Source organism: Psychrobacillus sp. FSL K6-4615 (assembly GCF_038008225.1).
GTDB lineage: Bacteria > Bacillota > Bacilli > Bacillales_A > Planococcaceae > Psychrobacillus > Psychrobacillus psychrotolerans.
Map to the genome: position 1 here is coordinate 3,692,016 of NZ_JBBOYQ010000001.1, position 12,108 is coordinate 3,704,123.

The following is a 12,108-nucleotide window of genomic DNA, read 5'->3' on the forward strand; positions in this document are numbered from 1 at the left end:
TTATATACAACTTGTTCATTATATTGATTTTAGTTATAAAAGTCTATCATTACTCAGCATCCGCTTGCACAAGGAGCTTTTTCATCTTCTTTTCAAATTCTTTTCTAGGAATCATTACACTATGTTGGCATCCTTCACACTTTATACGTATATCCGCACCCATTCGAATGATTTTCCAAGCGTTTGTTCCACAAGGGTGTTGTTTTTTCATTTCTACAATATCATTTAGTTGAAATTGCTTCTTTTCCATTTCGTCACCTACTCATTTTAAATAGTTATCGGGTCATGAAATCTTAATGCCTTTCAATTCGAAAAATTCTATTAAATCTCTCCTAATTTTTCTAGCAATACTATTTTGTTTAGTTGGTAAAGTCTCAGCGGTGAAACGCACTACTATTTCAGATGCATCAAAACTTTGTACCCCAAGATAACTAGGAGTTTTCACAAGTTCTTCATACCTGTTTGGTAGCCCTTCAAGAAATTCTTCAATATTCTTTTCCATAGATGGAATATCATTTTCAGGTGCTATACTAATGTCTATTAAAGCTAGTGAGTTATAAATGGAATAGTTTATAACAACTAAAATGCTACCATTAGGAATTATATGAAGTTCTCCGGTATAACTCTTCACTTTTGTCGTTCGTAAACCTATTTCTTGTACAATTCCATTCGCTGTTCCTATTTGTACTTGATCTCCAACTGCAAATTGATCTTCAAACACTATAAAAAAACCAGTAATAACGTCTTTTACTAAGCTTTGGGCACCAAAACCAACTGCTAGACCGACAATTCCCGCCCCAGCCAACAATCCGGCTACTTTTATACCAAATGTAGTTAAAACAGCTATAATAGCACTGAAATAAATAACATAAGTTAAAACATTTTGAAGCAGTTTTAGTAATGTATTTTGTCTACGCTCTGAATAGCCTAAAGGGCTTCTTTGTCTGACCGCAAATACCTTTTGGATGATGTGTTTTCCAAACTTCACCGCAATAGCAGTTAATAATAAGATTAGTATTACTTTAAAAAAGGTAAGTCCTAGTTGAATCCAAGTCTCTTCTGTAAATAAATAATCCTTCAAACTTTGTAGCCTTTCTTCCATAAACTTGTTACCACCTCATTTGAATAAATAATTTCCTAGATGCATATACTGACTTAAAAAGAAAGTGAGTAAAATTATATGAACTCTTCTGCTATTAATACTATTTCCGAATCTTCTACAATTTATTATAAAGAAACAGGTGCAGTTTGGCGATTAAGTAACTACTTTATAGAACAAATACCATTTGATCATCCAAATCTAGTGTTTTGTTGTATAGGTACTGATCGCTCAACTGGGGATGCACTTGGACCAATGACTGGTTCTTTTTTATCGCAACTCAAGTCATTCCCTTTTGAAATTGTAGGTACATTGGACAATCCTTTACATGCATTAAATATTGAAGAAATTACAGATACACTCCTTAGCTCTTCCATAGCCCCATACATTATTGCTATAGACGCATGCTTAGGAAATGTGAATAATATTGGACAAATCATTGTTCAACGTGGTCCCTTGTTTCCAGGCAAAGCAGTTAAAAAAGATTTACCACCAATAGGTGATGTATCTATTAAAGCTATTGTTAATATCGGAGGATTTATGGAATATAATGTTTTACAAAGTACCCGTCTCAGCCTTACTTACGATATGGGTAAAATCATATCTCGTTCTCTACTTTTAGCATGGCATCGTTATAATTTAAAAGTTATAAATAATAGTAACAGCAATGCCGACGACAACTAAACTTGGTAATAGATTTGCCACTCTCACTTTCGTTACTCCTAAAAGATTAAGACCAATAGCAATAATCATAATACCACCAGTTGCTGTCATTTCTTGAAGAAATAATTCAAGTGCAGCCTCTGGTATTATTTTTGTTATTTGAGTAGCAAACAAAGCTATTACTCCTTGATAGATGGCTACAGGAATTGCAGAAAAAAGAACACCTATTCCTAAAGTTGCAGCAAGAACAATAGAGGTAAATCCGTCAATTATCCCTTTACTTATTAATAATTCATGGTCGTTTTGTAAACCTCCGTTGAGAGCTCCAAGTACTCCCATTGCTCCTATTACAAATATCAACGTTCCTGCAACAAATCCCTGGGCAATTCCTGCCCCCTGCTTTGGAGATCCCATTTTAGTTTCTAAAAATTGTGCGAATCGGTTTAACCATTTATCCAGATCTATCCATTCCCCGATGACTCCGCCAAAAACAATACATATAATGACTAAAACAAAATTATCACTTTCTAAGCCCATTTGAATACCTAACAAAGCTACTGCTATACCAATTGCATTCATAACAGTTTGTTTCATATTTTCCGGGATTCCTTTTAATAATCTACCTATAATAGCCCCTACTACTATTAATAAAGCATTTATCAATGTTCCAAATAGTGCCATTACCATGCCTCATTCCACCGCTAAAAATATAACCTATTCTTAGGCATTGCCTAAGAATAGGTTTTTAATCTTCTAACAATTGCAATATTCTTTCCAAATCATCATCTGAGTAGAACTCAATTTCAATTTTACCTTTATCTTTGTTTTTCACGATAGAAACAGGAGTTCCAAATAATTCTCTTAACTCAGATTCCTTTTCTTTAGTAAAAATATCCTTCTGAACTTTTTTTGTTTCACGTGGAACATTTTCATTTAGGCGCTGAACTAAAGCCTCTAGCTGTCTAACATTTAAGTTTTCTTTTATGGACTTTTGCATAATTAGTGGAATGTTTTTTTTCTTCTTTAATCCAAGAAGTGCTTTACCATGTCCCATTGAAAAAATCCCATCCGAGATAGCATCTCTAACAACCTGAGGTAATGAGAGTAAACGAATATGATTGGCTATATGAGGTCTACTTTTCCCTAATCTAAAAGCAAGTTGTTCTTGAGTCAAGTTTAAATGCTCCAATAGATTTTGATACGCCTCTGCCTCTTCAATTGCAGTTAAATCTTCTCGCTGAAGATTTTCAAGAATTGCAAGTTCCATCATCTGCTGATCATTAAGTTCTCTTATAACTGCAGGAATAGCTTCTAAATTTGCTAACTGAGATGCTCTATATCTTCTTTCCCCTACTACTATTTCAAACTTCGATCCTTTTTTTCTTAATATAATAGGTTGCAGAACACCATGTTCCTTAATAGATTCAGAAAGTTCTTTCAGAGCTTCTTCGTCAAATATTTTACGAGGTTGAAAAGGATTTGGTTTAATATCGATGATTAGAATCTGTTCAACCTGTTCTAATTGATCTAAATCTAAATCTTCTCCAGGGAATAATGCATTAATACCCTTTCCTAATCCTTTAGCCATTACGAATCACTTCCTTCGCTAATTCTAAATATACCTCTGCCCCTCTAGATTTTGGATCATATATAATAATTGGTTCTCCATGACTTGGCGCTTCACTTAAACGAACATTTCTAGGAATTATTGTTTTGTATACTTTATCTTGGAAGTATTTTTTTACTTCTTCAATTACTTGAATACCAAGGTTTGTACGAGCATCAAACATTGTTAGTAATACACCATCAATAGCAAGATTTTTATTTAAATGCTTTTGAACCAAGCGAATTGTACTTAATAATTGGCTTAAACCTTCCAACGCATAAAATTCACATTGTACCGGAATAATAATTGCATCTGCAGCAGTTAATGAATTAATCGTTAATAGTCCCAAAGATGGTGGGCAATCTATAACAATATAATCATATAAACCTTGTACTTCCTGTAAGGCTCTTTTTAAACGAACTTCTCTAGAAATTGTAGAGACTAATTCTATTTCAGCACCGGCCAAAGAAATAGTAGCAGGAACAATATGTAAATTTTCAACTTTTGTTTCTAAGATTGTATCTTTCACACTAACATCATCAATGAGGACATCATAAATACATTGCTGAACCTCACCTTTATTAACCCCTACTCCACTAGAAGCATTCCCCTGTGGATCTATATCAACTAGTAATACTTTCTTCCCCAAGTATGCAAGGCAGGCACTTAAATTCACGGATGTAGTTGTCTTTCCTACCCCACCTTTTTGATTGGCGATTGCTATAATTCTTCCCACACTTGCACCAACTTCCTTACTATATAATAGCCACTTCTTTATTCTATCAAATTTTGAATAGAAATGGATGTTATTCTTGTTACAAAAGAAAAAACTCTCGCAAAATTATGCGAGAGTTAAAGTAAAATAGTATATTATGATTTCTTTTTAGGGATTCTTACAGTAATTTGATAGAATTCTTCTGTATCTTCTTCTTCAGTTTTTATATTAATACCACTTTTAGTGACCATAGATAAAGATTGTTTAATCGTATTTAATGCTATTCGAACATCTTTACTTACTACTTTTCTTCTTGATTTTACTTTCTTATCTTCTTTAACTGGTGGGTTATTAATTTCATTAACCCTTTCTTCTAGTTGTTTCACATTCCAATGTTTCTCAATGGAAGTATTCATCAATTCTAGTTGTACTTCTTTTTCTTTAATAGCCATTAACGCACGAGCATGTCTTTCCGAAAGTTCTTTTTTCATAATAGCTTCTTGAACTTCTTGAGGTAACTTTAGTAATCTCAGTTTGTTTGCAACTGTAGATTGCCCCTTACCTAGACGTTGGGCCAGTGCTTCTTGAGTTAGATCATGAAGTTTTAATAACTTCTGATATGCTACCGCTTCCTCAATTGCCGTTAACTCTTCACGTTGTAAGTTTTCTATTAATGCAATAGAAGCAGTTTCTTTATCACTTAAGTTACGGATTATTGCTGGAACTTCTGCCCACTTAAGCTTTGTCATCGCTCTAAAACGACGTTCTCCAGCAATAATCTCGTACTTTTCATCTTCCATTTTTCGAATAATGATTGGTTGAATCACACCGTGAGTATGAATAGTTCTAGCTAGTTCTTCAATTTTATCATCATCAAAAACAGTTCTAGGTTGATATCTATTAGGTACTATTTTCTCAATTGCTATATTTAAAACTTCTTCTAAGTGATTTTGCCTTGGCTCAATCAGCTCTTCTTGCCCTTGTTTTTCAGAACTTCCAAAAAAACGTGAAAACGGACTTTTCATCTTACTCGCACCACCTTTTCGAAACTCTATACACAAAATATTCACGATTAAATTTATACCTTAAATGTTTCACGTGGAACGTTCCTCATTAAATAATTGGTGTTTTGTTTGGAATACCTGGTTTTCGAGGGTATCTTTTCGGTGTGCTTTTAGTTTTAGAAAAGACATACAACGTTCTTTCACTATTTTCTAATGGTAATAAAAAAGAATAATCTGATGTTTTTTCAGCACCTAAAACGGATAATGCTTTAGAAGCTTCTTTTAGTTCTTCAGAAGCACTTGCTGCTTTCATCGCTATAAACTTCCCTCCAACTTTAACGAGAGGAAGGCAGAGTTCAGATAACACAGAAAGTCTCGCAACAGCTCTAGCAGTTACTATATCAAAATTTTCTCTATATTCCTTATTTTGTCCAAAATCTTCTGCTCGAGAATGAACAAAGTGAACATTTTTTAACCCAAGTTCTTTACTAAGATGTGTTAAGAATTGAATTCGCTTATTTAAAGAGTCTACTATTGTAACACTTAAATTAGGAAAACAAATTTTCAAAGGAATACTAGGAAAACCTGCACCTGCTCCAACGTCACAAATTGAGTATTTTCCTGTGAAATCCTCATAAAAAGAAGCACTAATGGAATCGAAGAAATGCTTTAAATAAACAGAAGGCTCGTCCGTTATGGCAGTTAAGTTCATCTTCTCGTTCCATTCCACTAGTAACTTAAAATAAATTTGGAATTGTTCTACTTGAGTACTACTCAAATCTATTCCTTTTTCTTGAAGGGCTTTTACAAATTGTTCTTCGTTCATGTAGTTCTCCTTATCATTTTAGACTACCCAGAAATTTTCGCTATTTTTCCTTGTTCTATATATATAAGTAAAATAGATATATCTGCTGGATTTACTCCTGAAATTCGAGATGCTTGAGCAATCGACAATGGTCGGACTTGCATCAGTTTCTGTTTTGCCTCTGTAGCAATACCGTTAATAGCATTATAATCGATATTCTCAGGAATTTTTTTGTCTTCCATTTTTTTAAGTTTTTCTACTTGCTGAAGAGATTTATCGATATACCCTTCATACTTAACTTGTATCTCTACTTGTTCTTTTTCTTCTATAGATAATTCTACCTCAGAAGGTGACAATTGAGCTACTAAATCATAGTTCATTTCTGTTCGTTTTAAAAGATCTGCTGCACGAATTCCATCTTTCAATTCGCTACCAGCTACACTTTTTATTAAAGCTTGAGTTACTTCATTTGGTTTTATCATTGTTGATCGTAAACGAACTAACTCATCTTCTACTCTTTTCTTTTTCTCTAAGAATTTACTATATCGTGATTCCGAAACTAATCCAATTTCATATCCAATTTCCAACAGTCTTAAATCAGCATTGTCATGACGAAGTAATAAACGATATTCTGCACGGGAAGTAAGTAAACGATATGGTTCATTAGTTCCTTTCGTTACTAAGTCATCAATTAATACACCGATATATGCATCTGATCTGCTCAATACTTTTTCTTCTTTTTTAAGTGCACGTAAACCAGCATTTATTCCTGCCATTAAACCTTGACCTGCTGCTTCTTCATAACCAGAAGTACCGTTTATTTGACCCGCTGTATATAGATTTTTTACTTTTTTAGTTTCTAATGTTGGCCATAATTGAGTTGGTACCATTGCATCATACTCAATTGCGTATCCTGCTCGCATCATTTCTGCATTTTCAAGTCCTGGAACAGAGGCTAACAGCTGACGTTGTACATGTTCTGGAAGACTAGTAGATAACCCTTGAACATACACCTCTCGTGTATTTCTACCTTCTGGCTCTAAGAAAATTTGATGACGAGGCTTGTCGTTAAAGCGTACAACCTTATCTTCAATTGAAGGGCAATACCTTGGACCAGTTCCTTTAATCATACCAGAATACATCGGTGATAAATGTAAATTATCATTAATAATTTGATGCGTTACTTCACTTGTATAAGTTAACCAGCAAGGTAATTGATCCATAATAAATTCTGTCGTCTCAAAACTAAAAGCTCTTGGAACATCATCCCCGGGTTGGATTTCTGTTTTACTATAATCTATAGTTTTACTATTTACACGCGGTGGAGTACCTGTTTTGAAACGAACTAGATCAAAACCTAAGTCACGGATACTATCCGCTAATTTTATAGAAGGTTGCTGATTATTAGGTCCACTTGAGTACTTCAAGTCGCCTATAATAATTTCACCACGTAAGAAAGTCCCAGTCGTAATTACGACTGTTTCTGCACGGTAAACTGCTCCTACTTGTGTCACTAGACCAGCAATTTTGTCGTCTTCCACTAGTAATTCCTCTACTACAGCTTGATGAATTGTTAAGTTCTCTTGCTCTTCTAAAAGACGCTTCATCTCATTTTGGTAAAGTACTTTATCAGCTTGTGCACGTAATGCTCGAACAGCAGGTCCTTTCCCTGTGTTAAGCATTCTCATTTGAATATGTGTTTTGTCTATAACTTTTCCCATGGCCCCGCCAAGTGCATCTATTTCACGCACAACAATTCCTTTTGCAGGTCCTCCGATCGATGGATTACAAGGCATAAATGCAATCATATCAAGATTTATTGTTAGAACTAAGGTTTTTGCACCCATTTTAGCAGCTGCTAAAGCCGCTTCCACACCTGCATGTCCTGCTCCAACAACAATCACATCGAACTTGCCCGCTTCAAACTTCGGCATGTTCGTAACTTCCTCTCGTCTCTTATTTTCCTAAACAGAATTGTGAAAACAGTTGATCAATCAAACTTTCTTCGACTGTATCCCCTGTTATTTCACCTAGTATTTCCCATGTTCTAGTAACATCTATTTGAATCATATCTACAGGCACATCATTCTGTGCTGCTTCTAACGCATCTGTAATAGTTGATTTTGCCAAAGTCAATAATGATATATGTCGAGCATTCGATACATATGTCAGATCAGTGGCTTCAATTGTACCCTCAAAGAACAAAGAGGCAATCGCTTCTTCTAATTCATTTACCCCTTGTTCCTCTAGTAAAGAAGTAGTAACAATACGTTTATGACCTGATAATTTTCTTACTTCATCTATCTCTATTTCGGTTGGTAAATCAGTTTTGTTTATGATAACGATATAGTCCATTCCTTCAATTGCTTCAAACAATCTTCTGTCTTCTATGGTTAACTTCTCAGCACTATTTAAAACAAGTAATATAAGATCTGCTTCTTTTAGTACCTGCCTAGACTTTTCTACGCCGATTCTTTCTACAATATCTTCTGTTTCTCGAATACCTGCAGTATCGACCAGTTTTAATGGGACGCCTCGTACATTAACGTACTCTTCTATAATATCCCTAGTTGTTCCTGCTATATCCGTCACAATTGCTTTATTTTCTTGTATTAAACTATTTAAAAGAGAAGACTTCCCTACATTCGGTCTACCTATAATCGCAGTAGATAATCCTTCTCGTAGTATTTTCCCCTGAGATGATGTCAAAAGTAATTTGTCGATTTCTTCACTAACCCACGTACATTTATCTATCATTAATGGAAGTGTCATTTCCTCTACATCATCGTATTCTGGATAGTCGATATTTACTTCTACTTGCGCCAATGTTTCTAAGAGTGCTTGCCTCAATGTAGCAATAAGTCTAGATAATCGACCTTCCATTTGCCCTAATGCAACATTCATCGCTTTGTCTGTTTTTGCTCTTATTAAGTCCATTACAGCTTCAGCTTGTGAAAGATCAATTCTCCCATTTAAAAAAGCACGTTTGGTAAACTCACCCGGTTCTGCTAGTCGGGCACCATTTATTAAGACTAGCTGAAGTACTCGATTAACAGAAACTAGTCCTCCATGGCAGTTTATCTCAATGACATCTTCTCTTGTAAATGTTTTGGGTCCTTTCATAAGGGACAGCATAACTTCCTCTACAACCTCACCATTTTTAGGATCAATTAGATGACCATAATGAATGGTATGAGAACTTTGTTCAAATAAACTTTTTCCGCTTGGTGAACGAAATATTTTATCTGCTATAGCTATTGCACTAGATCCGCTTAATCTCACTATAGCAATGGCACCTTCTCCCATTGGAGTTGAGATAGCAGTTATTGTATCAAATTCCACAAGTGTCCACCTCCTTACAAATCCTTACTTATCCACATGTGTATAAGTAAACCGAACAAGACTATCTAACATATAACAATACCATAAAACGACTAAAATCAGAAGTATAGAAACTTTTTCATATGTGAACAAAAATACCTAAAGTTCGCTAATAGATAGCAAGACTCGAGATAAAATTAATTAATGAAATAAAAACGGATTTCAGTGTTTAACATAGCTGAAATCCGTTGGAATATTATTTAATTGGTTCGATAACTAAATAACGATTTGGATCCGTTCCCACTGAATAGGTTTCAATATCCACTCGTACAGACAATGCATTATGAATTATTTTCCGTTCAAATGAGGACATCGGTTCAAATTCTACCTTACTACCAGTTCGAATAGCTTTGTCTGCCATTCTTTCTGCCAGTTGCTCCAATGATTCTTGTCTTCGTTCTCTATAATCACCAACGTCTAACTTTATAATGATAAAAGAATTAGAAAATTTATTTGCAACTAATTGTGATAAGTTTTCTAATGCATTTAACGTTTGTCCACGCTTTCCAATTAATATAGCAGCTTTCTCACTATTTAAATGAAGATAGATAAACTTCCCGTCTCTTTTCTCATTAATAACTAGATCATTTATATTCATTTCTTTTGCAATCTCTTTTATATAACTTTTTGTTTCTTCCACTGCTTGTTCATTTGTAATTGTTGGTACATCTTCCATAACCGATTCTTTTTTGACTGTCTCTTCTAATTCGGTTACTTCTTCAACCTTTTCTACTTCTTGTACTTTTACTTCTTTTATTTCTTGTTCTTTTTTCAAAACAGTTACTTCAACAACTGCAGGCTTTTTTCCAAATCCAAGAAAACCTTTTTTACCTGCTTCCACTAATATAATTGACACGTCATCTCTGGAAACGCCAAGCTTTTCCAGTGCAACCGTTATAGCTTCTTCTTTTGTAGGTGCAGTTTGTGTAATCTGATTCATTTTTTTGGTCCTCCCGTTTTAACAGGTTCTGTTTTTGGTCTGTTCCAAGGTTTGTAAATGAATAAATTTTGAATGATGGAAATAATATTTCCGATAACCCAATACAACGTCAAGGCAGCTGGTAAAACGACACCAAATCCCATAATCATAAATGGCATAATGTACATCATTAACTTCATTTGAGGATTATCCATTGCTGGACCTGTGCGTAAAACAATTAATTGCATAAGACCTGCCAAGATAGCTAGGAAAATACTTGGTTCCGCTAAAGCAAAGCCAATAAAATCTCCAAGATTAATTTCTGGTGTATTATTCATACGGCTAATGGCGTGATAGAAACCGATCAATATCGGCATTTGAATGAATACCGGTAAACATCCAGCAGCAGGATTAACTCCTCTTTCTTTAAAGAGGGCCATCATCTCTTGCTGATACTTTTGCTGCGTTACAGCATCTTTCGAGCTATATTTTTCTTTTAGCTTTGTTAACTCGGGTTGGACTTCTTGCATATTTTTAGAGCTTTTCGTTTGTTTTATCATTAATGGTAGTAACACTAAACGAATAATTATTGTTACGGCAATAATACCCAAACCATATGTCCCTAATAATTCTTTAAAAAACGTTATAGATGATACTAATGGCCATACGATGTATTCATTCCAAAACCCTTCTGATTTATCATAGATTGGCTCATTGAACTCTGTACATCCTGCAAGCAAAGCAGTAGTTACTACTAATAATAGTACAAGTGATAAACGTTTATTCAACCTTCTTCCCCCTAATAAGTCTTATATATCTCTTCATTGTATTTTAACATTTCCTTGGAAAGTTACTACTTACTTTTCTTATTTAAAGCTTTAGCAACTTTTAAAACATGCTCTATACTTTTTTTAGTTTCATGAAAGTCTAATTTGGCCGCCGGATTTCTGGCGATAATAATATAGTCCATGTTTGGAAATACTTGATCATGTATTTCTAGGAAGGTTTGTCTAATATATCGTTTAATGCGGTTACGAACTACTGCATTCCCAACCTTTTTGCTGACTGATAATCCAACTCGGTAGTAGTCTTCTTCTTTATTTAAACAGTAAACAACAAATTGTCTATTCGCAAAAGACTTCCCCTTTTTAAAAATGGTTTGGAATTCTGCATTCTTTTTAATACGTTGTTTCTTATTCATGTTCTCACCAGCTCCAACTAATTCGTTTTAAAAGAAAAAAAGACCACTGAAATGGTCAGTGGACTTATGCTGATAATACTTTTCTTCCTTTAGCACGACGGGCTGCAATAACGCGTCGACCGTTTTTAGTACTCATACGTGCGCGGAAACCGTGATTTTTGGCACGTTTACGTGTATTTGGTTGGAATGTACGTTTCATCTTATATGACACCTCCTGAGTGATCATCTTCAATCTTCGTAAGACAGTCTCCGATATTATATATAACTTCTAGTGGTTTTGTCAATGGCTTTCAATAATTAGCTAATGAACAAACTACAATTAGTTATCCACAATTCGCAAGGTATTAAATTATAGCACTGTGTGTAACAAATTTCCCTAAAAAATTATCCACAGCACTTATGAACATATTCTGCACATATCATTGTGTTGTGGACAACTTATATTGTTAATAATTAAATAATTGTGGATAACCCTTAAATTTCTTGTAATCTCAATGATTTTTTGTTACGATATTTGTGTTTTACTTTTTCAAAAATTTTTCGTTCCTTTTTCTTATCCACAGTTGTTAGTAATCTGTGGATAAGTTTATTCCCATAACTTTATAACGTTTATCCACAGGCAGTGGATTTGTGTATATGTCGAATTTTGTAATACATATATTATTTTTTGAAAAAAAGTTTAACTAACAAATCCGCAGTAAAGGAGACTAGATAA

General features: G+C 34.3%; 14 protein-coding genes. 1 reads left to right on the forward strand and 13 read right to left on the reverse strand.

From position 1 onward, the window contains the following. Positions 1-49 precede the first annotated feature (49 nt). Positions 50-250: a DUF951 domain-containing protein gene (locus MKX53_RS18690; protein ID WP_093538005.1), complete on the reverse strand. Its 201-nt coding sequence runs from the start codon at positions 248-250 to the stop codon at positions 50-52. A gap of 33 nt (positions 251-283) precedes the next feature. Then, positions 284-1,102, reverse strand: coding sequence for a mechanosensitive ion channel family protein (locus MKX53_RS18695; protein WP_340913171.1), 819 nt, complete (start codon positions 1,100-1,102; stop codon positions 284-286). Positions 1,103-1,180: 78 nt separating this feature from the next. Between MKX53_RS18695 and yyaC the strand changes: the two genes are divergently transcribed. Further along, on the forward strand, positions 1,181-1,783 hold the full coding sequence (yyaC, locus tag MKX53_RS18700) for a spore protease YyaC (protein ID WP_093538007.1): 603 nt from the start codon (positions 1,181-1,183) through the stop codon (positions 1,781-1,783). Here yyaC and MKX53_RS18705 read toward each other — a convergent pair. The 11 genes from MKX53_RS18705 to rpmH form a co-directional block, all read right to left on the reverse strand. Continuing rightward, complete coding sequence (locus MKX53_RS18705; protein WP_093538029.1) at positions 1,739-2,443, reverse strand: DUF554 domain-containing protein; 705 nt, start codon at positions 2,441-2,443, stop codon at positions 1,739-1,741. The genes yyaC and MKX53_RS18705 overlap by 45 nt on opposite strands. 64 nt (positions 2,444-2,507) lie before the next feature. Beyond that, positions 2,508-3,350, reverse strand: a complete 843-nt coding sequence (locus MKX53_RS18710; RefSeq protein WP_093538008.1) for a ParB/RepB/Spo0J family partition protein — start codon at positions 3,348-3,350, stop codon at positions 2,508-2,510. After that, entirely contained in the window at positions 3,343-4,104 is a 762-nt protein-coding gene (locus MKX53_RS18715; RefSeq protein ID WP_340913173.1) for a ParA family protein, read from the reverse strand. The genes MKX53_RS18710 and MKX53_RS18715 overlap by 8 nt, the downstream gene beginning before the upstream one ends. 134 nt (positions 4,105-4,238) lie before the next feature. Further along, on the reverse strand, positions 4,239-5,108 hold the full coding sequence (gene noc / locus MKX53_RS18720; protein WP_093538010.1) for a nucleoid occlusion protein: 870 nt from the start codon (positions 5,106-5,108) through the stop codon (positions 4,239-4,241). Between the two features lie 88 nt (positions 5,109-5,196). Beyond that, the gene (rsmG, locus tag MKX53_RS18725; protein WP_340913175.1) at positions 5,197-5,913 is read right to left on the reverse strand and encodes a 16S rRNA (guanine(527)-N(7))-methyltransferase RsmG; all 717 of its coding nucleotides are present in this window, start codon (positions 5,911-5,913) and stop codon (positions 5,197-5,199) included. Between the two features lie 23 nt (positions 5,914-5,936). Continuing rightward, a complete protein-coding gene (gene mnmG, locus MKX53_RS18730) occupies positions 5,937-7,826 on the reverse strand; it encodes a tRNA uridine-5-carboxymethylaminomethyl(34) synthesis enzyme MnmG (protein WP_340913176.1) in 1,890 nt (629 codons plus the stop codon). A gap of 22 nt (positions 7,827-7,848) precedes the next feature. Next, positions 7,849-9,234, reverse strand: coding sequence for a tRNA uridine-5-carboxymethylaminomethyl(34) synthesis GTPase MnmE (gene mnmE / locus MKX53_RS18735; protein WP_340913179.1), 1,386 nt, complete (start codon positions 9,232-9,234; stop codon positions 7,849-7,851). Between the two features lie 235 nt (positions 9,235-9,469). Next, entirely contained in the window at positions 9,470-10,213 is a 744-nt protein-coding gene (gene jag / locus MKX53_RS18740) for an RNA-binding cell elongation regulator Jag/EloR (RefSeq protein ID WP_093538014.1), read from the reverse strand. Further along, a complete protein-coding gene (yidC, locus tag MKX53_RS18745; RefSeq protein WP_340764299.1) occupies positions 10,210-10,980 on the reverse strand; it encodes a membrane protein insertase YidC in 771 nt (256 codons plus the stop codon). Before yidC ends, jag begins: the two co-directional genes overlap by 4 nt. Positions 10,981-11,045: 65 nt before the next feature. Further along, on the reverse strand, positions 11,046-11,393 hold the full coding sequence (gene rnpA / locus MKX53_RS18750; RefSeq protein ID WP_093538016.1) for a ribonuclease P protein component: 348 nt from the start codon (positions 11,391-11,393) through the stop codon (positions 11,046-11,048). A 64-nt stretch (positions 11,394-11,457) separates the two neighbouring features. Continuing rightward, the gene (gene rpmH / locus MKX53_RS18755) at positions 11,458-11,592 is read right to left on the reverse strand and encodes a 50S ribosomal protein L34 (RefSeq protein WP_090567297.1); all 135 of its coding nucleotides are present in this window, start codon (positions 11,590-11,592) and stop codon (positions 11,458-11,460) included. Positions 11,593-12,108: the final 516 nt, after the last annotated feature.

Excerpts from the sequence above, each read along its gene's own strand:
- MKX53_RS18690 (WP_093538005.1), bottom strand. The coding sequence starts at position 250 with ATGGAAAAGAAGCAATTTCAACTAAATGATATTGTAGAAATGAAAAAA.
- MKX53_RS18695 (WP_340913171.1), bottom strand. The coding sequence starts at position 1,102 with ATGGAAGAAAGGCTACAAAGTTTGAAGGATTATTTATTTACAGAAGAG.
- yyaC (WP_093538007.1), top strand. The coding sequence starts at position 1,181 with ATGAACTCTTCTGCTATTAATACTATTTCCGAATCTTCTACAATTTAT.
- MKX53_RS18705 (WP_093538029.1), bottom strand. The coding sequence starts at position 2,443 with ATGGCACTATTTGGAACATTGATAAATGCTTTATTAATAGTAGTAGGG.
- MKX53_RS18710 (WP_093538008.1), bottom strand. The coding sequence starts at position 3,350 with ATGGCTAAAGGATTAGGAAAGGGTATTAATGCATTATTCCCTGGAGAA.
- noc (WP_093538010.1), bottom strand. The coding sequence starts at position 5,108 with ATGAAAAGTCCGTTTTCACGTTTTTTTGGAAGTTCTGAAAAACAAGGG.
- rsmG (WP_340913175.1), bottom strand. The coding sequence starts at position 5,913 with ATGAACGAAGAACAATTTGTAAAAGCCCTTCAAGAAAAAGGAATAGAT.
- mnmG (WP_340913176.1), bottom strand. The coding sequence starts at position 7,826 with ATGCCGAAGTTTGAAGCGGGCAAGTTCGATGTGATTGTTGTTGGAGCA.
- jag (WP_093538014.1), bottom strand. The coding sequence starts at position 10,213 with ATGAATCAGATTACACAAACTGCACCTACAAAAGAAGAAGCTATAACG.
- rnpA (WP_093538016.1), bottom strand. The coding sequence starts at position 11,393 with ATGAATAAGAAACAACGTATTAAAAAGAATGCAGAATTCCAAACCATT.
- rpmH (WP_090567297.1), bottom strand. The coding sequence starts at position 11,592 with ATGAAACGTACATTCCAACCAAATACACGTAAACGTGCCAAAAATCAC.